General features: G+C 58.7%; 15 protein-coding genes and 2 pseudogenes. 9 read left to right on the forward strand and 8 right to left on the reverse strand.

From position 1 onward, the window contains the following. Positions 1–109: 109 nt before the first annotated feature. Complete coding sequence (locus PMI22_RS18755) at positions 110–1,531, forward strand: amino acid permease (protein WP_007944911.1); 1,422 nt, start codon at positions 110–112, stop codon at positions 1,529–1,531. A gap of 56 nt (positions 1,532–1,587) precedes the next feature. Here PMI22_RS18755 and PMI22_RS18750 read toward each other — a convergent pair whose 3' ends face one another. Then, positions 1,588–2,712 carry an OpgC family protein gene (locus PMI22_RS18750; protein ID WP_007944912.1) on the reverse strand — a complete coding sequence of 375 codons (1,125 nt, stop codon included), beginning with the start codon at positions 2,710–2,712 and terminating at the stop codon, positions 1,588–1,590. 328 nt (positions 2,713–3,040) lie between these two features. Here PMI22_RS18750 and PMI22_RS18745 point away from each other — a divergent pair, with 328 nt between their 5' ends. Together PMI22_RS18745 and PMI22_RS18740 are read left to right on the forward strand one after the other, a co-directional pair. Next, positions 3,041–3,415 carry a GtrA family protein gene (locus PMI22_RS18745; RefSeq protein ID WP_007944914.1) on the forward strand — a complete coding sequence of 125 codons (375 nt, stop codon included), beginning with the start codon at positions 3,041–3,043 and terminating at the stop codon, positions 3,413–3,415. Then, positions 3,412–4,146, forward strand: a complete 735-nt coding sequence (locus tag PMI22_RS18740) for a haloacid dehalogenase-like hydrolase (RefSeq protein WP_007944915.1) — start codon at positions 3,412–3,414, stop codon at positions 4,144–4,146. The genes PMI22_RS18745 and PMI22_RS18740 overlap by 4 nt, the downstream gene beginning before the upstream one ends. 37 nt (positions 4,147–4,183) lie before the next feature. On the opposite strand, the pseudogene PMI22_RS18735 reads toward PMI22_RS18740, so the two are convergent. Both PMI22_RS18735 and PMI22_RS18730 read right to left on the reverse strand, forming a co-directional pair. Further along, positions 4,184–4,357: pseudogene (locus tag PMI22_RS18735) on the reverse strand (hypothetical protein); the annotation flags it as partial. Positions 4,358–4,410: 53 nt separating this feature from the next. Beyond that, complete coding sequence (locus tag PMI22_RS18730; RefSeq protein ID WP_007944918.1) at positions 4,411–4,881, reverse strand: hypothetical protein; 471 nt, start codon at positions 4,879–4,881, stop codon at positions 4,411–4,413. Between the two features lie 215 nt (positions 4,882–5,096). Between PMI22_RS18730 and PMI22_RS18725 the strand changes: the two genes are divergently transcribed. The 3 genes from PMI22_RS18725 to PMI22_RS18715 are packed head-to-tail and all read left to right on the forward strand — an operon-like array spanning position 5,097 to position 6,694. Next, positions 5,097–5,531 carry an NUDIX hydrolase gene (locus PMI22_RS18725; RefSeq protein WP_007944919.1) on the forward strand — a complete coding sequence of 145 codons (435 nt, stop codon included), beginning with the start codon at positions 5,097–5,099 and terminating at the stop codon, positions 5,529–5,531. A gap of 24 nt (positions 5,532–5,555) precedes the next feature. After that, positions 5,556–6,194 (forward strand): LysE family translocator, encoded by a 639-nt coding sequence (locus PMI22_RS18720; protein ID WP_007944920.1) that lies wholly within the window; start codon positions 5,556–5,558, stop codon positions 6,192–6,194. Between the two features lie 2 nt (positions 6,195–6,196). After that, the gene (locus tag PMI22_RS18715) at positions 6,197–6,694 is read left to right on the forward strand and encodes a GNAT family N-acetyltransferase (protein WP_007944921.1); all 498 of its coding nucleotides are present in this window, start codon (positions 6,197–6,199) and stop codon (positions 6,692–6,694) included. 60 nt (positions 6,695–6,754) lie between these two features. On the opposite strand, the gene metR is transcribed toward PMI22_RS18715, so the two are convergent. After that, positions 6,755–7,672, reverse strand: a complete 918-nt coding sequence (gene metR, locus PMI22_RS18710; protein ID WP_007944922.1) for a transcriptional regulator MetR — start codon at positions 7,670–7,672, stop codon at positions 6,755–6,757. A 119-nt stretch (positions 7,673–7,791) separates the two neighbouring features. Between metR and metE the strand changes: the two genes are divergently transcribed. Then, a complete protein-coding gene (gene metE / locus PMI22_RS18705; protein ID WP_007944923.1) occupies positions 7,792–10,104 on the forward strand; it encodes a 5-methyltetrahydropteroyltriglutamate--homocysteine S-methyltransferase in 2,313 nt (770 codons plus the stop codon). 43 nt (positions 10,105–10,147) lie between these two features. On the opposite strand, the gene PMI22_RS18700 is transcribed toward metE, so the two are convergent. After that, on the reverse strand, positions 10,148–15,337 hold the full coding sequence (locus tag PMI22_RS18700; protein ID WP_007944924.1) for a dermonecrotic toxin domain-containing protein: 5,190 nt from the start codon (positions 15,335–15,337) through the stop codon (positions 10,148–10,150). A 205-nt stretch (positions 15,338–15,542) separates the two neighbouring features. On the opposite strand from PMI22_RS18700, the gene PMI22_RS18695 reads away from it, so the two are divergent. Continuing rightward, positions 15,543–16,577, forward strand: coding sequence for an alpha/beta fold hydrolase (locus PMI22_RS18695; protein ID WP_007944925.1), 1,035 nt, complete (start codon positions 15,543–15,545; stop codon positions 16,575–16,577). Positions 16,578–16,685: 108 nt separating this feature from the next. Here PMI22_RS18695 and PMI22_RS18690 read toward each other — a convergent pair whose 3' ends face one another. Continuing rightward, positions 16,686–17,042 (reverse strand): DUF6124 family protein, encoded by a 357-nt coding sequence (locus PMI22_RS18690; RefSeq protein ID WP_007944926.1) that lies wholly within the window; start codon positions 17,040–17,042, stop codon positions 16,686–16,688. A 545-nt stretch (positions 17,043–17,587) separates the two neighbouring features. On the opposite strand from PMI22_RS18690, the gene PMI22_RS18685 reads away from it, so the two are divergent. Next, positions 17,588–18,253, forward strand: a complete 666-nt coding sequence (locus PMI22_RS18685; RefSeq protein WP_007944928.1) for a DsbA family oxidoreductase — start codon at positions 17,588–17,590, stop codon at positions 18,251–18,253. Positions 18,254–18,362: 109 nt separating this feature from the next. On the opposite strand, the gene PMI22_RS18680 is transcribed toward PMI22_RS18685, so the two are convergent. Both PMI22_RS18680 and PMI22_RS18675 read right to left on the reverse strand, forming a co-directional pair. Next, entirely contained in the window at positions 18,363–20,549 is a 2,187-nt protein-coding gene (locus tag PMI22_RS18680; RefSeq protein WP_007944929.1) for a lipase family protein, read from the reverse strand. A 12-nt stretch (positions 20,550–20,561) separates the two neighbouring features. After that, positions 20,562–20,977: pseudogene (locus tag PMI22_RS18675) on the reverse strand (hypothetical protein); the annotation flags it as partial.

The raw sequence follows: 20,977 nt of genomic DNA on the forward strand, positions 1-20,977 counted from the left end.
CAGGACGGTCCTGCTCACGAAGTGGACCGGTATCAGGCAAGCAATGGCTTATCGGTCAGCGCTTCGACACTCGGTGGTCATATCCAATAACAAGACGAGGATGTCCCCTATGCCAGTCGGCAATCACCTGCCCCACGGCGAGACCGCTCAAGGCGGCCCGCTGAAACGCGAACTCGGCGAACGGCATATTCGCTTGATGGCACTCGGCGCCTGTATCGGCGTCGGTCTGTTTCTCGGATCGGCCAAGGCCATCGAAATGGCCGGCCCAGCCATCATGCTGTCGTACATCATCGGCGGTCTGGCGATCCTGGTGATCATGCGTGCCCTCGGCGAGATGGCCGTGCACAACCCGGTCGCCGGCTCTTTCAGCCGTTACGCTCAAGACTACCTCGGCCCCTTGGCGGGCTTTCTGACCGGCTGGAACTATTGGTTCTTGTGGCTGGTGACTTGCGTCGCGGAAATCACGGCGGTGGCGGTGTACATGGGCGTCTGGTTCCCCGACGTACCGCGTTGGATCTGGGCGCTGTCGGCGTTGATCAGCATGGGCACCATCAACCTGATCAACGTGAAAGCCTTCGGTGAATTCGAATTCTGGTTCGCCCTGATCAAGATCATCACCATCGTAGCGATGGTCATTGGTGGTATCGGCGTAATCGCGTTCGGCTTCGGTAACGACGGTGTAGCATTGGGGATTTCCAATCTATGGACCCACGGCGGCTTCATGCCCAACGGCGTGCAAGGCGTGTTGATGTCCCTGCAAATGGTCATGTTCGCCTACCTCGGTGTCGAGATGATCGGCCTGACTGCCGGCGAAGCCAAGAACCCGCAGAAGACCATCCCGGATGCCATCGGCTCGGTGTTCTGGCGGATTCTGCTGTTCTACGTCGGCGCGCTGTTCGTGATCCTGTCGATCTACCCATGGAACGAAATCGGCACCCAGGGCAGTCCGTTTGTGATGACCTTTGAGCGTCTGGGCATCAAGACTGCTGCCGGTATCATCAACTTCGTGGTGATCACGGCCGCGCTGTCGTCCTGCAACGGCGGCATCTTCAGTACCGGGCGCATGCTCTACAGCCTGGCGCAGAATGGTCAGGCCCCAGCCGGTTTCGCCAAGACGTCGAGCAACGGCGTACCGCGTCGTGCTTTGCTGCTGTCGATGGGGGCGCTGCTGCTGGGCGTGTTGCTCAACTATCTGGTGCCGGAGAAGGTTTTCGTCTGGGTCACCGCGATTGCCACCTTCGGCGCAATCTGGACCTGGGTGATGATCCTGCTGGCCCAGCTCAAATTCCGCCAGGGCTTGAGCGCCAGCGAGCGTGCCGGCCTCAAATACAAGATGTGGCTGTACCCGGTCAGTTCGTACCTGGCGCTGGCGTTCCTGGTGTTGGTGGTTGGCCTGATGGCGTACTTTCCGGACACTCGCGTGGCGTTGTACGTGGGACCGGCATTCCTGGTGCTGCTGACAGTGTTGTTTTATGTGTTCAAGCTGCAACCGAACACTGTGTCGCACGGTGCGGTGCGTTCGACTACGTAAGGTGCAGGGTTTGAAATGCAAAAAGCCCCGGTCGAGATGACCGGGGCTTTTTGGTTTCAGGCGACAGCGATGTGCGGTGAGCGATTCAAGCGTTTATTGAACTCCAGCCAGACCGCCAACAACCCCATCAACCCGGCCCCCACCAGTGCGGTGAAGAGTTGCATGGCAAACGCATCGTCGGTCAAGGCGTTGACCATGTCCGCCAACGGCGCCAGCAACACACCGAGGCAGAACACTTCCAGCGAAAAACGACCCATGCGCGAGCATTGCCGGGCCATCCAGTTTTGCGTCCAGTCGGTGTTCGGCAACAGTTTCGCCGTAACGTACGCCAGGGCCAGAAAGTGCAGCAATCGCACCGGCGACAGGTCGGTTTTGCTTATCGGGTAGAGCAGGTTGTTCAGCAGGGTCGGCATCAGCGCGTCATGAATGCCTGGCCAGCGCCAGGAGACGGTAATCACCCCGGCCGCCACCACGTAAATCGCCGCACAGACAAACAACGGCTGGCGCAGCAGTGGACGAGCCTCTGTCACCCGTGGCCTTTGCCAGTGAATTGCAGCGGCGCCGCCGAGTACAAACAGCAGTTGCCAGGTGATGGGGTTGAAGTACCACACGCCGTCTTTGATCGCGGCCAGGTTCCAGCCAAACGACGGCGCCAGCAAGTAAACGCTCAATGACACCGCTACTACCGCCCAGGTCTTGCGCACCAGCATTGGCAGCACCAGCGGCAACCCGGCCAGCAGCACGATATACAGCGGCAACGGATCCATCAGGTTCGGTTTGAAGCGCAACAATAATTCATCCGTCAACGCTTGCTGCGGGTTGGTGATGAAGTGATGCATGCCCATTTCTTCGACCAGATCGCGGGTTTCCACATGGCTGTTGGCAAAGAACACGATGCCCATCAGCATCGCCAGCAGGAAAATATGCACCACATACAGCACCCAGACGCGGCGCAGGATTTTTACGCAGGTTCTCAGATAACCATCGCGCGCTAAGGCCTTGCCATAGACCAGGACCGCCGCGTAGCCCGCCAGAAATACAAAGACCTCTGCTGCATCGCTGAAGCCGAAATTGCGCAGGGTGATTTGACCCAGGGGGTTTTGGGGCACGTGATCCCAGAAAATGAAGATCAGTGCCAGACCACGGAAAAAATCGATTCGGTGGTCGCGTTCAGTCGTCATGGCAGCGGGCTCTTGAACGGTGTTTGTAGGAGGAGCGGGCGGCGTCACAAAAGATTGCGCGGCGCACGCGGCGGCGCAGGTTGCAGGGATTCACCAGCAATTGCAAAAGGGGGAGGTTGCGGGATATTTCTACGCATCGCCGAAGGTCAACCGCTTGCCTGAAAGCCCGGCAGCTTTACGATTTCTTACTGCGTCGGAATCGTAAACGAGCAAGTCAAAATGACCGTTGGTCTGGAATGGTGCGCTACCTGTCAGCTCTGACAGTAGACGCGTGCCTTGCGCTGACTTTAGGTTGACACCTGAAAGAGCGGCTGGCCAAGGAACGGACATGAAAGCCTTATGGAAAGAGTTTTCCACTTACGCGGTGGTTGGCGTGGCCAATACACTGATTCATTGGCAACTGTTTTATGTACTGCGCACCGCCGCCGAATGGACTCAGGCCGCCAGTAACGTTTCGGCGTTTTGTGTGGCTGCGGCGTTCTCTTTGTATGTGCATGCGCTGTACACATTCGACGCCAAATATTCGGTGCTTCGTTACCTGGTGTATCTCTGTTTCATGGGGGTGATGAGTTTCGTTGTCGGCCATTTCGCTGATGTCTGGAACATTCACGGGTTGGTGACCGTCGCGTCATTCTCGCTCCTGAGCCTGATTTGCGGGTGGCTCTTTTCGAGATTTTTTCTGCTCGGCGATCATCAGCCATGAAGGTTTTTCAGCGCGCAACGCGCCCACTGAAACAACTCAAGGCGCCGTCTCGACCGTTTGTTGTCGATCTGGATGGAACGCTTCTAAGGTCCGATCTTCTGTTCGAATGCGCCATGGCTTTTGTCCGTCGCCAGCCGTGGCGCTGGATACAGCCTTTGGGTTGGCTATGTCGTGGCAAAGCTTTTTTGAAAGAGCAATTGGCGAAGGCAACAGTTATCGACGTCACCCTGCTGCCCTACGACCCCGATGTGCTGGCCATGATCGAGGCGCAGCGCAAGGAAGGGCGGAAAATTGTATTGGCCACCGCCAGTCATCATTCCTTGGCGTTGCGTGTTGCCGAGCATCTGAAGGTGTTTGATGACGTCTTGGCCACAAGCCTTGAATGCAATCTGTCAGGTACACACAAGCGCGATTTGCTGGTGACGTTGTACGGTGAGAGAGGCTTTGATTACGCTGGCAATGCTTTTGAAGATCTGTCGATCTGGCGCGCGGCCGAACGCGCCTATGTCGTCAACCCGTTGCCGGGCGTCGAACACGCCACTAAAAGCCTGGTAAACGTCGAACAAGTGGTTCGCGCCGGCGCGACGAATCTCAGGGATTGGTACAAGGCGTTTCGTATCCATCAATGGGCAAAAAACACCCTGATTTTTGTGCCTTTGCTGGCCGCACACCAGCTCGGCACTCCGCTCTTGGGGGATTCAGTCATTTCTGAATATCGATCTGATCGATAAGAGCCGCATAGCGACGCGCGGCTGTTATCGATTTGGTTTACGCAGCCTCCTCATTCGGCTCAAAACTATCCGCCCGTGCCATCTGCCACATCCGTGAGTAGAACTCGCCGTTCACTTCTCCAGTGAGCAACTCCCCCGGTTTGGCCCAGTCGGCGCCTATGGCCAGGACACTGGCGATGTCGAAGGCGCTGACGATCTTGCCGCTGGCTCCTGGCTCGTTTGCAAAGGGGCGGGCAACGTTCACGGCACTTGCTCTTTTTCGATTCAAACTTGAACGGAATGGGACATCAGTCGTTTTTTGTCTTCATGTTTTTGCTTGGCCCGGGGAAGGGCGTTGATGCAGTAGTTGACATAGTAGAAGCCGAAAAGCCCCGTATAGACCAGGCTCATCCGCAGTTCGAAATTGTGTTCAGCCAAGGCATAGGCTCGTAGCACTCTTCGAGCTCGGAAGCACCAGAGGAGAGATAGCAACATCAGCAACAGGAGCAAGATGCCGCTGGCGATGAGGGTGTATGGATGGTTCACCGTACTGAGATTTCCGACAACGCCGATGATAATCAGGTACCAGACAAGGAACGTCGTACTCATCGTTTTGATTCGAGTGACCTCTTCAAGTGCATTAAAGGTTTTGTACAGCCAGATATTCAGATAAAGACCACCCGTAGCCAACCCCAATAAAAACAGGTGAAACGTCTTTGTATTGATTTTTTCTTTTAGCGTTGAGATGTCGGACATACCGGGGGCTCCATTGGCTGCGAGATGGGCGAGTGACCGTTGATAAACGGGACGACCACGCTATCAAACTCGGACGTGGGAAATTTCCGAGCCGGTAAGTGGATAGCTCCTGTTGTTCACGCGATCCGGATGTCAGCCTTGTAATGTCGGTCTGGTGACGAGGCCATGGCGAGCATGTGATCCTTGTAGTTTTTACCCAAGGCCCTCTCTGATCCATGACACTTCCATCCGCTGACACACCGCGCCTCATCCGCATCGCCGCCGCCCTGTTGATAGGCCCCGACGGCCGCACATTGCTAGTGCGCAAGCGCGGCACCCAGGCCTTCATGCAGCCGGGCGGCAAGATCGAAGCCCGTGAACAACCGGTACACGCGCTGGCCCGAGAGCTGGAAGAGGAACTGGGTCTGGTCATCGATCCAGCGCACGCCCGTTACCTTGGGCAATTCTCGGCACCGGCCGCCAACGAGCCGGGATTTGTCGTACACGCCGAACTGTTTTTGCTGACTATCGACATCGACGTCACCCCGGCAGCCGAGATCGAAGAAGTGATCTGGATTGACCCGGCCACCGATGGCGATGTCACGCTGGCGCCATTGACACGGGACCTGATCCTGCCGTTTTATCGAGCATCGCTGACCGAACCTGCCTGATCATTACCGGACGAAGGATTGCTCATGATCCCACTTCAAGACCTGCTGATTTTTGCTGCCGCCGCGTTGCTGATGGTGCTGACGCCGGGGCCGAACATGATCTATCTGATCTCCCGTTCCATCTGCCAGGGGCGCAAGGCCGGCGTGACGTCATTGCTGGGCGTTGTCGCGGGGTTCTTCGTGCATTTGTTCGCCGCCGCTGCCGGGTTGACTGCGGTGTTCCTGGCGGTGCCGATGGCCTATGAAGTGTTGAAATGGGCGGGGGCGTTGTACTTGCTGTGGCTGGCCTGGCAGGCGGTCAAACCCGGTGCGCGTTCACCGTTTGAAGCGCAGCAATTGCCGCCGGATTCGTCGCGCAGACTGATCACCATGGGCTTTCTCACCAGCGCGTTGAACCCGAAGATCGCGGTTTTTTACCTGTCGGTGTTTCCGCAGTTCATCAACCCTGAACATGGCTCGGTATTCAGCCAAAGCTTCATCCTTGGCCTGACGCAGATCAGCGTCAGCTTCTGCGTCAACCTGCTGATCGCGCTGTTCGCGGCGGGCATCGCGTCCTGGTTCGTCAACAACCCGACCTGGCTGGCGGCACAGCGTTATGTCATGGGAGGTGTGTTGGCGGCGCTGGCGGTGCGGCTGATGCTTGAGCAACGCAGGACGGCGTGAACATGTGGATTGAACGGCTCGATGCCAGTCATGCCCTGGCTTACCGGGATTTGATGCTCGAAGCCTACGACTTGCATCCCCAGGCATTCACTTCGAGTGTGCGCGAGCGCGCCGCGATGCCGCTGAATTGGTGGGAAAAGCGCCTGACCAGCAAGCTGGATGCGGTGTTTGGGGCATTTGAAGAAGGCAGGCTGGCGGGCATTGTCGGGTTGGCATTTGAACCGCGAGAAAAAGCCCGGCACAAGGCGACGCTGTTTGGCATGTACGTTTCAGGTAAGGTCCGCCAGCGCGGGGTGGGGCATCAACTGGTGCAGGCGGCGTTGGCCGAGGCGCGCAACCATCAGGGCTTGAGGTTGATCAAGCTGACCGTCACCGCCGGCAACGACGCCGCGTTCAATTTGTACAGCCGTTGCGGCTTCATCCAGTTCGGCCTCGAACCCATGGCGGTGCGCGTGGGCGAGGACTACTTCGACAAAATCCATATGTGGCGTGAAGTCTAAGGCTCACCGATATCCCCTGTAGGATCGCCGCACCGCCGCTCCTACAGGGGATATGTGTTCCTAGCGGACTGCGCTCACGCCATCCAGCGTCGAGAACGACGTGTCCTTCGCCGTCAGCAAAAAATCACGCATATACGGCGCATCCAGCATGTCCGCCCGGATCCCCGCGTACAGCGTCGCAAACAAGCCTTTCTCACCCAGTCGCTTGGCCTTCACGTAACCGCGCGAGCTGTACTCATGCAGCGCCCAATGCGGCATGCCGCACACGCCGCGTCCGCTGGCCACCAGTTGCATCATCATCACCGTCAGTTCCGAGGTGCGGACCTGCGCCGGTTCGATATCGGCGGGTTCGAGGAAACGGGTGAAAATGTCCAGCCGATCACGTTCCACCGGGTACGTGATCAAGGTTTCCGTGAGCAGATCTTCCGGCACGATGTACGCCTTGCTCGCCAACCGGTGCTGGTTGGCCACCGCCAGCATGGCTTCATAGGTGAACAGTGGCACATAGGTAATGCCGGCGATGTCCAGCGGATCAGAGGTCACTACCAAGTCCAGATCGCCACGGGCCAGCGCCGGCAGCGGCGCAAAGGAAAAACCCGAGGCCAGGTCGAGTTCGACTTCCGGCCAGGCATCGCGGAACTGGTCGATGGTCGGCATCAGCCACTGGAAGCAACTGTGGCACTCGATCGCCATGTGCAAGCGCCCGGCCGTGCCGCCGGCCAAACGCGCGATGTCACGCTCGGCACCGCGCAGCAGTGGCAGGGTCGCGTCGGCCAGTTGCAGCAGGCGCAAACCGGCGCTGGTGAAGCGCACTGGCTTGGTCTTGCGCACGAACAACGGCATGCCCATGCGTTCCTCCAGTTCCTTGAACTGGTGGGACAGGGCCGATTGCGTCAGGTGCAGACGGTCGGCGGCATCGACCAGGCTGTCGGCTTCGCGCAAGGCGTGCAGGGTCTTGAGGTGACGGATTTCAAGCACCGGAGGGCTCCATGAGGAAAACTTGTGATCAACACGAAAAGGTTGAGTTTGTCTCATGATGGGTTAGCTGTCGACAATAGCGCCATGTTTACAGCAATCTTTTACAGAGAGAACTCACCATGGCGCTGGCCCATACACTTGGTTTCCCACGCATAGGCGCGGACCGCGAACTGAAAACAGCCCTCGAAGCCTACTGGAAGGGCGATCTCGATCAGGACGCGCTGTACAGCGTTGGCCGCCAATTGCGCGCCACCCATTGGCAGTTGCAGAAAGACGCCGGAATCGACCTGCTGCCGGTCGGCGATTTCGCCTGGTACGACCAGGTGCTGACCCATTCCCTGACCTTCGGCGTGGTCCCCGAGCGTTTCGACAGCGCAAAGGACGCCAACGGCCGGCCGACCCTCGACACCCTGTTCGCCATGGCCCGAGGCGCCGTAGCGACCTGCTGTGGCGGCGAACACGGCCCAGCGCAATACGCCCAGGAACTGACCAAGTGGTTCGACACCAACTACCACTACCTGGTCCCGGAATTCAGCGCTGACCAAACATTCAAACTGAGCTGGGAACAACTGTTCGATGAAGTCGACGAAGCCAGGGCTCTCGGTCATAACGTCAAGCCGGTGATCATCGGCCCGCTGACTTATCTGTGGCTGGGCAAGGCTAAAGGCAACGACTTCGACAAACTCGACCTGCTGGAACGCCTGCTGCCGGTGTACAACGAAATTCTCATGCGCCTTGCCGCTCAAGGCGTGGAATGGGTGCAGATCGACGAGCCGATCCTGACCCTCGACCTGCCGCAAGCCTGGAAAAATGCGTTCGAACGGGCCTATCACATCCTTCAATACTCACCGCTGAAAAAACTGGTGGCGACCTACTTCAGTGGTCTGGAAGACAACCTCGGCCTGGCCGTTGGCTTGCCGGTGCAAGGCCTGCACATCGACGCCGTACGCGCGCCGGATCAACTCGGCCAGGTGCTGGATCGCCTGCCAACCTACAAGATTCTCTCGGTCGGTCTCGTCAATGGTCGCAACGTTTGGCGCTGTGAACTGGAGCAAGTGTTGGCGCAACTGCAACCGGCCCAGGAACGTTTCGGCGACAACCTTTGGGTCAGCAGCTCCTGCTCGCTCTTGCACAGCCCGGTGGACCTGGAGCGCGAAGACAAACTCGACCCTGAACTGAAAAGCTGGCTGGCCTTTGCCGTGCAGAAGTGTGGCGAGATCGCCGTATTGCGCGACGCCCTCAACGATCCGCAATCGCCCAAAGTGCAAGCCGCCCTGGCCGAGAGCCGAGCGATCCAGGTCAGTCGTGCCGAATCGCCGCGCATCCATAAAGCGCAAGTTCAGGCACGCATCAACGCCATCGGCGCAGCAGACAGCCAACGCCAGTCGCCGTTTGCCCAGCGCATCGAACAGCAACGTGCATGCCTGAAACTGCCGGCATTCCCGACCACTACCATCGGCTCATTCCCGCAGACCGGTTCGATCCGTCTGGCGCGTCAGGCATTCAAGCAAGGCAAGCTGTCGGCCAACGATTACACCGATGCCATGCACAGCGAAATCCGCCACGCCGTGAAAATACAGGAACGCCTTGGACTGGACGTGTTGGTGCACGGAGAAGCCGAACGCAATGACATGGTCGAATACTTCGCCGAACAGTTGGACGGCTACCTGTTCACCCGTTTCGGCTGGGTGCAGAGCTACGGTTCGCGCTGCGTGAAACCGGCGATTATCTACGGCGACCTCAGCCGTCCGAAGGCGATGACGGTCGACTGGATCACTTATGCACAGGGCCTGACTGACAAGGTCATGAAAGGCATGCTGACCGGTCCCGTGACCATGCTGATGTGGTCGTTCCCCCGTGAAGACGTGTCGCGCAAAATCCAGGCGCAGCAGTTGGCGCTGGCCCTGCGTGACGAAGTGGTGGACCTGGAAAACGCCGGCATCAAGATCGTGCAGATCGACGAAGCCGCGTTCCGCGAAGGCTTGCCGTTGCGCCGGGCGCAATGGCAGGAATACCTGGACTGGGCGGTGGAAGCCTTCCGTTTGAGCGCCTCCGGTGTACGTGACGAAACCCAGATCCACACCCACATGTGCTACAGCGAATTCAATGACGTGATTAAGTCCATCGCGGCGATGGATGCCGACGTGATCACCCTCGAAACCTCGCGTTCGGACATGGAGTTGCTGGAAGCCTTCGAAGCTTTCGACTACCCGAACGACATTGGCCCAGGCGTCTACGACATCCACTCGCCACGGGTGCCGGACACGGGCGAGATGGTCAAGTTGATGAGCAAAGCCGTGAAACGGATTCCGGCCGAGCGCTTGTGGGTGAATCCGGATTGCGGATTGAAAACCCGGGCGTGGCCTGAGACGGAAGCGGCGCTGGTCAACATGGTCGCGGCGGCACGGCAACTGCGCAGTCAGTTGGCATAAGGAGCCCAAAACGGGAGCGGTAACACCGCTCCCGTTTTGCGTTTTAAAGCGGGTCGAAATGTTGAAGGGCTGCTGATTTCTTGCCGATGTCGGCGTAAGGCAGGTCGGCGTTATCGGCGTGAGTCAGAAACCGGTGCTCCGGCAGTTTCAGATGAGCCTTTTCAAATTCACCGAATGCAGGGGCTGCCTTGCTGTAGTGAAAATGGGCATACCACATCACCTTGGGCGGTGTTTGCGTCAGGTCTCGCACCTCGTATTCCTGCAGGTAGTCGGTGCGTCCGTCCGCACGTTTACCCAGATTTTCCATCGGTTTTTGCTTGTGGATATCAACGATTTTCTTCTGCGCGGAATTTTGCTTCATGAGGTAATCCAGCATGCCATCGGTGGGGTTTCGACTTTTCATCGAGTACTCGATACGCAGCGTCCGTCCGATGTCGGTCAGTTCTGTAGACTTGTCACGCAGTTGCTGGATGAGCGCGTTAGTGGGTTGAAGATCTTCGATCGTCAGGGCGCGCCGGCCGAGTTCGGCGGCCTCGCTGAGCATCATGTGTTCCAGGTCAACGGGCAGCATGTCCTGCTGGGCATAGGCCTCGACGCGGGTCTTGTACGCCGCTTGAGCAGCGAGTCGGCTACGGGCATCGGCCGTTAACGCTCCGAGGTCTCTGTGCGCGGGGTGAACCCCCTGTTCCTGAGGATTCAGCAGGCGAAACTTGCCGTTTGTCCCTTGCTCCCAAACCTCCTCGAATCCGCCCTGGCCTGTCAGGGTGTATTGGCGCTTTTGGGTCGTCGGTTCCCAGCGCTCTTCCCCGATCAGCAATTGATCGTCTTCGGTGGTGAACACTTTTTTGCTGCGCTTTCCGGCAGGAAGCGCTGACACCGGCTGATCGATAGCTTTGCGTGCCCGTTCGGCCATTTTCTCGATACCCAGCAGCAGTGGTCCCACAGCGTCCAGATGGAAGTGCTGGGGATAGCTGGCGGTCCAGGCATTCATATTGCGGCGAAACTCCCCGTAAAGATCGAGGCACTCTTGCAATATCTGATTGCGCTGGGCTCGGGTGGCGCTCACTTCCGGCAGGCTGTGTTGGGTGAACAGGGCGCGATCGACTTTGGTTCGCAATGTGTGTGCGCGTGTTTGCAGGTAGAACCAGGAAACATCGCTGGTGCTGTCGTAGCGTTTGACGATTTCCAGCAGTTGACCGGTTTTCAAGTACAGCTGACTGGCCTCATTGAGCTTCGCGTTCAAGTCCGCGAAGGCGCGGCTCAAGTTTGTTTTTGTCGGTTTGTCGGTAATGCGCGGGTACCACAGGTTGAGGTCGCGCATGTGGGCATCGATGGCGTCGAAGTCGCGCATTATCTCCAGGCGCAGCTTCCTGATGTTCTCCAGAATACGCAGACGCTCGGCCAGTGCCTCGGCCGGCAGTGCGTCCAACTGGTCCAGCAGATCGTCTATCCTGTCCGTCAGGGTCAGTGCCCGTTGACCGGTCAGGGCCACCCGTTGTCTGGCCCGATCGGCCAGTAAAAAGGCGACATTGCTTTGTATTTCCTTGATCTCGCGCATGTTCTTGCCACGCGTCAAGGGGCGTAGCTCAGCCAAGGTCTGGTATTGCTTGCTGCCCAGTTCCATGTCCTTGATGCACGCGGCTTCGAATGCCTGTGCCAGCGCTGGGCGAAGGTTTTCGGGGCTGGCGTTGTACGTTTTCATCAGGGCGGTGGTACGCGTCATCTGGGCGTCGAAGAGCGTGGCCGTGGCATTGGCGGTTTCGCTTAGCGCTTGTTGGCGGCGCAAGGTCTGGTCGGTCCACCAGCGCGGCAGGCGTTCGCGAATGGCGGCCGGCCAGAGGGGATCGAGGCCGTCCGCCAAGTGCCCGAGTACGCCACCGCCCCCCAGCCCGCCGCCCTCGAAGGTCACCCCGTAGACACCGAACCAAGTGTCCCAGTTACCGGCCTCATCGAGGCCCACCGGTTGCTTGTAGGTTTTTTGTCGAGTGCCGCAAAGACGCCAGTTGCGTGAGTCGCTGCTGCGCTCAACCTGGTAGATACGCCCCTGGCGGACGATAAAGTCACCGTCGGCATGCCGGTAGACATTGCGGTAAATCCCATGGGTTGCCGGCTCCAGACCGGTCAGGGAGATCGGTTTTTCGTACTCGTACCCGGCGAACCGCTGGACAACATGCCGGGCCCGGCGCTTCGACGGCGCTTGCAGTGCCCCGGCTTTTTGACCCAAGGCGCGTAGCTGACGAATACGCGTCAGCGAGCGAGCGCCCTTGGCGGTCCTGGCCCCGACGGACCCCCCCGGAAGAAGGTCCATGGCGGCATCGACCAATGACATCAACACCGATTCAATTTCCGTCAGACCATCGCCTACCTCACCGCGCAACAAGGACGCGACGGCGCGGTTTGCGCTGTTCCAGGCATCGTAGAGGGCGATGCCCGCGCCGACAAAGGGCACCATGCCCAAAGCCATTTTTATGTAATTGAACGCCCTCGGCCCGTTGAGCGCGTAGCGTTCCAGGTACAAGGCATCGTTGGAACGCGAAGTGCCGCGATGCGCTTCGATCAGGCGCCCCATGTGCGCATTGAGTAGATGGGCCGACAACGACGTTGTTTTCGGCCAAGGCAGGCCGACCCCGATCATCGCGTCGAAATGCTTGAGCACGGCCTGGTTGATGCGGCTTGCATGGGCTCGCACGTCACCGATCAAGGCGCGTGCGGCCAGATAACTGACCATCTCGCTGCGCAGGCATAGATTGAACAACGCGCGGCGAGCAGTCTCGAGGTTGTCGTAGCGGCGCAGGAATTGGCCGTCAGGGCTGTCAGGCAGATACAGCAGGGTCATCCCGCTGACTTGTTCTTGAACGAAGGTCACCCCGGACAAAGTTGTGCCTCCTTCGTTGGGGGTGTCCTTGCCCCCGGCGCTCAGGTACGCCGGCAGGAGCACGATGCGCTTGTCCGCAACGTTCCAGGCTTGCGGGGTATCGGCCGCAATGGCGATGCTCAACACCTGCCATTCGTTTTGATTGATCTGCTTTTGCAGGCGCGCGCAGGTCCCCTGCAACTGGAGCATCAGGCGCCAGGGCTCGATCAGGCATTCACGCCGGTGTTCCTTGATGAACGTGGTTTCGCTGGCCGAGCCCATGAAGGCGTCGCGAATCAGGTTTTCGTAGGCTTGGGGCAGATCCAGTTCAGGCAGCACCTTGCGCAGCCAGGGCAGGGTGATGCCGCTGGCCAACGCCCGGCGTTCGGTTTCGTCCGCTGCCGTGATCTCAAGCCGCATAAAGCCCAGTCGCAGTGAAAGAGGCTCCAGCTGCATCGACGGCGTGTTGTCGATGTTGAGCTGGGCGAGTGCTTCGAGTGACATTTTGCTACGGGCCGCACTGGGCACCGCGACGAGTTTCTGCGGGGTGCCCGGGGCGGCGCCATCGGACAGTTGTTTTTGCAGCGAGACAGAATCGGGCAGATCAAGCTGCACAGCAAAATGCCCGTGGAGCGAGAAGTCTTTTCGCAGACGCGCATGCAGCTGCTTGCGAGTGAAATCGTCACGTGGCGGCAGGGCGATTTCCAGCTGGGCGTGGCTGCGGCGCATGGCAAGCAGGTAAGCCTCCACCAAACCCTTGAGTTCGACACGCTCGGACGCCGACAAGGTGGCCAGCCACTGGGGCAGCAGCGAGAAAAGCTTGGCGCTACGGCTTTGTTCCAGCAGGTGTGCAAAGGCCAGGCTTCTGGCGGCCGGCACGGGGACCTGCAGGGTCGCCAGTGTGTGTTTGCGCAGCTTTTCCAGTTCGTCCTCGCGCTGAAGCGAATGGCGCAGGTGCGCTGCTTGTTCTTCGAAGTGGGTGGTTTGTTGATCGAGGCTGTATTGCAGCGGGTCGGTTACGATTTTTTTCAGCAGCACCGCCAGAACCCTGTCCTGGTCCTGAATCTTGAACAGCTGTCGCTCCATGTCTGTGCGGTTGGCAAACCGTTGCAAGCCACCGCCTGAACCAGGCCAGTACAGCAAAAGGCTGTGCGGCGATGGCGTATCTCGGGTAATGACGAAGGGGCCGTTGAGCGCCTGGCTGGTAATGCTGCTGTTAGGCCCGGTCATCGACAGCGTCAGGCTGGCGGCGGTGATGGTCGCGTCGCGATCAGTTGCCAGCGGCGAGTCCAGCACAGCGATGACCCAGCTGAACTCATCACTGTCGAGCTGCTTGAGCGCCAACTGAAGCTGGGCCTCGGCGCGCAGGCCATCCTTGTGCGCCTGATAGAGCGCACTGAACTCACGGTTGATGGTTGCAAAGTCGAAGGCGCGCGACCGGTAGAGCAGGGCGGAGGCCGCCGTGTCGGCGGCTTGCTCAGCCGTCTCCAGCGTCTTCAATGCCTCTTTGAATGACGGGTGGCGGTCGCTGTCGAGTTCATCGCCCAACAGCGCTTCGAGCGCATCGCGCTGTCGGTTCAGTGAGGCCTGACGCTGGGGCCATGGAATGTCGGCGAACAAGCTGTCGAACAGAGGCTGTTCATCTTCTATCGAGTTGTTCGGCAGGGGGATTTCAAGGTCTGGAGGCACGGCGAAAACGATGGCGTTCGCGTATTGCGGGCGTAAAAGCAACTCTGTGATCCCGACCGTGAGCGGCTCGGTTTTCGCGGTGTATTCAAAGCGCACGTCATCGTCGGGCAGGCCTTGCGGAACGAGCGATTGCCCGGACAACCAGTCTTCCATGTCACTGCGCCGATTGAAGCGCTGAATGGGAACAGGCCGGCCAGGCAGGTACAGCCACTGCGCGGAGGGTTGCCGATCACCCACGCTGATGACCCAGGCGGCGGGGAGTTTCAGGGTGCCGCTGTCGCTCAACACCAGGGTCAACTGCTCGGTGTGGATGGGCTGATCGTTCAGACACAGGCTCGAGGCGGGTGGCTCCAGGATTATCAGCAGGGGCTGCAACTGTTCTGCCGTCAGGGTTCTGCGAGCGAATGCCACCTGAGCGCAGGCCTCGAAATGACTGCGGTACAACTGACCCGCCCGCTCACGCCGCGACACCGGCGTACCGGGTGCCCGGGCGTCCCAATAGGCGTTCCAGCGTTCGTTGAGCGTCGGTTCCGGGCGTTGACCTCTCAACGGTGCGGCGCCGAACAACGCCTGCAAACCCTGGCTGCACTCGCGCCAACGCGCTGAAGCGCTCAGCAACAAGCTTTCATCAAGGTTGTTTTTCAGGAGCAGCGTGGAAACCGGCAGGGTGCTGAACACACTTTCATTCATGGCAACGTGGCTCTGTGCAGAGGAGCGGCGTATCCGCTCTTGAAGAACGCCATTAAAAGAAACCTGCCATGGCCCGTGGCACTACATAGTTATCGCATCGACCATTGGGCGATATTCATCAAACTGTCACGCAACTGTGGCAGCGCGCTTGATCAAACTTCATCAGACTCGCGCTCTACTGGGGTTCTGCGTTTCGGTGTTTTTCATGCGTGCACGATTTTTATCAACAGCGGCCTTTTTGGCCGCGTTGTTGTTTGGCCTGCCGTCCTTTGCGGCGTCTCGTTGTGATGTCAACGTACCGACCCAACACGCTGATCTGGCGCAGGTGAGCCTGGCGTACCAGAGCATTGGCCGTGCGTCGGACCCTGCGTTGTTGCTGGTGATGGGCCTGGGCGGGCAATTGATTCACTGGCCGGACGAGGTGGTGGTGGCGCTGTGTCAGCAAGGCTTTCGGGTGATTCGTTACGACAACCGTGATGTGGGTCTGTCCACATGGCGCCAGACCCCGGGCGAAGCCAACCTGACCTTTGAAGCCTTGCGCTACAAACTCGGCTTGCCGGTGTCGGCGCCGTATACCCTGACCGACATGGCGGACGATGCCTTTGGCCTGATGGACGCGTTGCACGTCGAGCAGTTCCACGTATTGGGTGCGAGCATGGGGGGGATGATTGCCCAGCACATGGCGGCCATGGCGCCGCAGCGTGTGGAAAGTCTGACATTGCTCATGACCAGTTCCGGCGCCGAAGGCTTGCCGGCGCCGAGCGCGGCGCTGGTGCAATTGTTGTCCCGTCGTGGCGCACCGAACCGCGAAGTGGCGCTGGAACAACAGGCGGATTTGCTCGCGGCGCTGGGCAGTCCGTCGGTGACGGATGACCGGCATGAACTGCTGCAGCAAGCGGCGCAGTCCTACGACCGGGCGTTCAACCCCGAGGGTGTGAAGCGCCAGATTATGGCCATCCTCGCCGAGCGCAGTCGCGTGGACCTGCTCAACCAGTTACGCGTGCCGACGCTGGTGGTGCACGGCACGGCCGATCCGCTGTTGCCGGTGATGCATGGCGTGCATTTGGCGGCGCATATTCGTGGCAGTCAGTTGAAGCTGATCCCGGGGTTGGCGCATCGGTTCCAGGAGGCATTCAAGGAACCGTTACTGGCGGCGGTGTTGCCGTATTTGCAGGCCCATCGCGAAGACACCTCGCATTGGGCGCAGATCGATCCAGTAACGTATCCGAATCTCCAGTAACCCCCAATTAAAACTGTGGGAGCGAGCCTGCTCGCGATGGCGTCGTACCCGTCAGCATTGATGTTGCAGACAGACCGCTATCGCGAGCAGGCTCGCTCCCACAAGGATTTATGTCGGGACGACGTTATCCAGCATCCGGTTCACCGCCAGCTCACCGAGCATCACCGAGTGTTGAATGCCCAGCAGGGTGTGGCGTTGTGTGCCGTTCAGTTGCCCCGCGAAATCATTCAACATCACACTCGCTGACGCCAACGTCTCACAGGCATTGACCAGCAGGGTTTCGTTATCGGTGTCGGGGGCGACGAAAAAGATGGTGCTGGGTTTGCGTGGGGTGTCTTTGGGGATGACCGGTTTGAGGTAGTAATCGAGGGCGCGGTCGGCGGCTCCGTTGAGCTTTTTGGACTCTGGGGTTTCGTAGGGGGAAACGTCGTCGGTTTCCGGTGGGTTCGGCGTAATCTTGAACATTTGGCGTCTTCCTAATAGTAGAGCCGCTACCTGTCTCGCTACTAAACGGAGGGGTGGCAGCTGTGCGCAAGTTAGTAGACCGGTAAGATCGCCAAAAACCCGGCGCGCCCGAGGGCGCCATGCGCACAGCTACCATCAAGTGCAGGTGAAAACCTGGCTGGATGACACTTGTGCAACCGAAGACGAAATTAGCCGGGCTACTAAACCCGATCACTGGGAATCAGTGACAGGAACCAAGTTACCGACGGCCCTCCAGGCGCACAAGCCGGCGGATTCTGACGTGGTTGTAGGCGACGGCGCAAGGCACTGTAGCTTTCAGGAAGTAACCTTAAACAGAACTAAACACATTCCCAAAAACACCGCAGTTCCCCTGTGGGAGCGAGCCTGCTCGCGAAGGCGGTGTATCAGCCAATGCAGTATTAACTGACACGGCGCCTTCGCGAGCAGGCTCGCTCCTACAGGGGATCATGCAACGGCTGCCACCTCGGTCCCTTCAGGTGTATCGTTCGATCTTTCCGGCGCGATCCCAGCCTGCGAGGTGTGTGATGAGTACCCCTTTGAAAATCGATTTCGTCAGCGACGTGTCCTGCCCCTGGTGCGTTGTCGGCCTATACGGCCTGACCCGGGCGCTGGAAATTCTGCGTGATGAAGTCCAGGCCGAGATCCGTTTTCAGCCGTTCGAACTGAACCCGAAGATGGGCCCCGAAGGGCAGAACATCACTGAGCACGTCACTGAAAAATACGGCTCGACCCCGGAACAGTCACAGAAGAACCGCGAGATGATCCGCGCCCGTGGCGCCGCTGTCGGGTTTGCGTTTCGCACCGACGGCAACAGCCGCATCTACAACACTTTTGACGCCCATCGTTTGTTGTACTGGGCGGGGCTGGAAGGGTTGCAGTTCAATCTGAAGGAAGCGCTGTTCAAGGCGTATTTCACCGACGGCGGCAACCCGTCCGATCACGGGCAGTTGGCGCAGATTGCTGAAAGCGTCGGGCTCAATCGGCAGCGCGCCGAGGCGATTCTGGCGTCGGATGAATACGCCAAAGAGGTGGTTGAGGAAGAGCAGCTGTGGCTGACCCGTGGCGTGAGTTCGGTGCCGACGGTGGTGTTCAACGGGCAGTACGCAGTGAGTGGCGGGCAGCCAGTGGAAACGTTTGTCGGGGCGATCCGGCAGATCATGAGTGAAGCGAAGGGCGGTACTGTCAGCTGATTGTGCAGGGCGTTTTTTTGTGGCGAGGGCGCTTGCTCCATCGCCACACGGGAGGCGCCGTCCGCCCCGTGTTACCGGGGCTTCTCGGGCAAAGTTCTGTTGTGTCTGTTCAAACAATCGAATCGATGTCGAACGTATGCGGTGCCCCTACCACATGCCCGTAGATCGACGCCAATAACGCGTCTTCGTTTGCGCTCTTCGGCGCCATGGCCCACTGCTCTTCGACCTGGTTTTCTGCATGGGCAAGCCAGCGTTGCAGGTTTTCTGCCAGCCGCTCGGGCTGAGTCGAAAGCGATCCGTAGACTTTTTTTTCACTGACGCGCTCGTGCCGCAAGGTTTTCAGTCGATTGAGCGTCACGTGTATTTTGTCGACCTCAAGAGCGAAGGCGTTGATTTCCGCTTCGTGAGTTTGTTGATGCTTCATGGTTTGGTTCGATAAATGATCTCGCCTGGAACGCAACTGGGTGGTAATACGTTGGAGTGCCTGCTCTATCCATTCACACTCCATGTCGGTGACCAGGGCGCGTTTTGACGTTAGTGCTTCCTGTGAGCGCTTGAATGAGGCCCAACAGACGGGAATGTAGCTGCCGACCATCGAGTGGTTACCGGCATTAAACAGTTGAGTCAGCAGCGAAGGTCGATTCGGGAGGCCGTTTTTTTGCTGGATGGCCACCGAGCAGGCGGCATGCTGGGTAATGGTGTCGCAGCCGGGCTCCCACAGGATCATGGACATTTCCTTGCGGCTGAACTGCACCGGCATCGCGTGACGCAAGGTGCCGTGGTGTTCGTAGGGTTCGCCTGTCCAGTTAGTGATGCCGGCTACAAATACGGAAAGGCCAGCCGGCACATTGACGAAGGTCAGCGCGGCCCCCGCCCCGAAAACGCCAGCCTTGGTGTTCATCCAGGTGCCGGGCACGCTCGGCACCGGGTCGTTGTGGTTGACCATTCGGTAATGCACCAAGTCTGCGGCACCTTTGGCGAAATTGGCATCACCGGCGCGGGGGGCGCCGTAGGTGTAGAGCTGGATTTTGTAGCCTTCCGGCCTGCGACGCAGCATTTCGGAGAGTAACAAAGCCACTGCGCCACCGAGGCTGTGGCCGCAGATCAGTAGTTTTTGTCCGGCATAAAATTTATCGAGGTATTTCACAGCGAAGTCGTAGGCTTTCTGCGCTGCCTGGTAAAAACCTCGGTGCACTTTGCTGTCGGTGTCTTCAAATGGCACTTGGAATGCATCGGCGTCGCGCAGGCCATCCGCGACGATTTCATAGGTGCCACGTACTGCGATCAGGATCAGTTCGTCGTAGTGGGTAATGAAGGCCTGAGTATCAGTCGAATCTGCGCCCAGCTTCCTGTCGTCGAGGAAATGAATCTTGGCAGGGTGTTCCTGATCTTCACCCAGTTCCGGGTCGTTTGCCGTATAGAGATCGGGGTCGAACGGCACGATCTCCAGTCGCTTGGAGTACGGTACATCCTCGTACAGTGGGTAATAAGCTCTTGTCTGCGTCGCATCGACTTGCCCAAGTTCATCAAATTTTGCCAGTGCATCCCCGAACCAGTTGCCGACGCTGGGTTGCAGGGGGAAGCTAACGCTCCTGGTCCTGACGGGTTGTTCATCGGGCTGCTGACCAAAGGGGCAATAGCTCAAAGTGGCCATCAGCGCGAGTTGGTAAAGGTTGAGCGCACAAAATTCAGGGTCGGTCGAGAGCATGGGGCGCAAGGCCCGCAGCGGGCGCACTTCCAGCACGGTGTGTTGCAACGGCAACAGGGCAATGCCAAGTGCGCCATGTTTACCCATGAGTTTCGCCCGCCCCGTACCGTGTGGGTAATGGCGATAAACCTCAGGAGGCAGGTGCGAGACATGCTTGACCAGATGGCGCACTTCCACCTGAAAAAACTCATCCGCGCAGGCTTGTGCAGGGTTTTCTTTGGTGCGAGTGGAGTTTTGGTTCAGATAGCGGGTTTGCTCGGCGCGGACTTGGAGCTCAGTGATTTTGAGGGGATAGTGCGGCCTTGTTTGTAAATCCTTATACAGCTCTTCATCCCCTTGGTACTTCTGATCAATGAGGAGTGTTACTGGTCCTGCAAAGTGCTCAGTAACTTTTCCTGTGCCCGTGATATCCAAAGTGCCATCGTAAGTCTTCCCTTCCGAATCGGTTACGACGTAGGCCAACCCGGCATAGGGTTCGCCAGAACCGAACTCGTCGACCAACTGAAAACTGCTCCACTTACCTTGAACGGGGCAGGCGAGTACGCGACTGCTTAACCGTGATTCCAGCTCTTTTTGCAATGACGTCATGTCGAAATCTCCTTATTCCGTGCAGCCTGGGTAAATGGTGCATTGCCTGCCGTCAGGCATTTGAAAACCGCTGAAGTCGGTGTAATTGCCGTTGCAGTAAGCACGCTGATCCTCAAAGCCTTTGCCCATGCAACGCTTCCAGCCATTTGGCACTTTGACCCACGTGTCTCCCCAACCAGGCTTTTCCTCATCCGCCAACTTAATGCGCATCCTCACGGTTTTCCCCGGCAACTGATCGAGGGTGTACGCCGAAAACGGACGACCCCGCCCCGGTTCGCCCTGCGCATCGGTTTTTTTGCAATCGAGGATTTTTCTGAGGATGCGCGGCTTGCCCGAAGTGCGGAACAGCCACTGGCATTCACCGGAAAAGGTACTTTCCCCCGCTTCGTTGAAAGCACGTTTGTACTGCGGGTCCAATTCATCGCGAA

It is taken from the genome of Pseudomonas sp. GM21 (genome assembly GCF_000282215.1).
Taxonomy (GTDB): domain Bacteria; phylum Pseudomonadota; class Gammaproteobacteria; order Pseudomonadales; family Pseudomonadaceae; genus Aquipseudomonas.

What these genes read in the sequence shown, in the direction of transcription:
- PMI22_RS18755 (WP_007944911.1), top strand. Translation starts at nt 110, where the DNA reads ATGCCAGTCGGCAATCACCTGCCCCACGGCGAGACCGCTCAAGGCGGC.
- PMI22_RS18750 (WP_007944912.1), bottom strand. Translation starts at nt 2,712, where the DNA reads ATGACGACTGAACGCGACCACCGAATCGATTTTTTCCGTGGTCTGGCA.
- PMI22_RS18745 (WP_007944914.1), top strand. Translation starts at nt 3,041, where the DNA reads ATGAAAGCCTTATGGAAAGAGTTTTCCACTTACGCGGTGGTTGGCGTG.
- PMI22_RS18740 (WP_007944915.1), top strand. Translation starts at nt 3,412, where the DNA reads ATGAAGGTTTTTCAGCGCGCAACGCGCCCACTGAAACAACTCAAGGCG.
- PMI22_RS18730 (WP_007944918.1), bottom strand. Translation starts at nt 4,881, where the DNA reads ATGTCCGACATCTCAACGCTAAAAGAAAAAATCAATACAAAGACGTTT.
- PMI22_RS18725 (WP_007944919.1), top strand. Translation starts at nt 5,097, where the DNA reads ATGACACTTCCATCCGCTGACACACCGCGCCTCATCCGCATCGCCGCC.
- PMI22_RS18720 (WP_007944920.1), top strand. Translation starts at nt 5,556, where the DNA reads ATGATCCCACTTCAAGACCTGCTGATTTTTGCTGCCGCCGCGTTGCTG.
- PMI22_RS18715 (WP_007944921.1), top strand. Translation starts at nt 6,197, where the DNA reads ATGTGGATTGAACGGCTCGATGCCAGTCATGCCCTGGCTTACCGGGAT.
- metE (WP_007944923.1), top strand. Translation starts at nt 7,792, where the DNA reads ATGGCGCTGGCCCATACACTTGGTTTCCCACGCATAGGCGCGGACCGC.
- PMI22_RS18700 (WP_007944924.1), bottom strand. Translation starts at nt 15,337, where the DNA reads ATGAATGAAAGTGTGTTCAGCACCCTGCCGGTTTCCACGCTGCTCCTG.
- PMI22_RS18695 (WP_007944925.1), top strand. Translation starts at nt 15,543, where the DNA reads ATGCGTGCACGATTTTTATCAACAGCGGCCTTTTTGGCCGCGTTGTTG.
- PMI22_RS18690 (WP_007944926.1), bottom strand. Translation starts at nt 17,042, where the DNA reads ATGTTCAAGATTACGCCGAACCCACCGGAAACCGACGACGTTTCCCCC.
- PMI22_RS18685 (WP_007944928.1), top strand. Translation starts at nt 17,588, where the DNA reads ATGAGTACCCCTTTGAAAATCGATTTCGTCAGCGACGTGTCCTGCCCC.
- PMI22_RS18680 (WP_007944929.1), bottom strand. Translation starts at nt 20,549, where the DNA reads ATGACGTCATTGCAAAAAGAGCTGGAATCACGGTTAAGCAGTCGCGTA.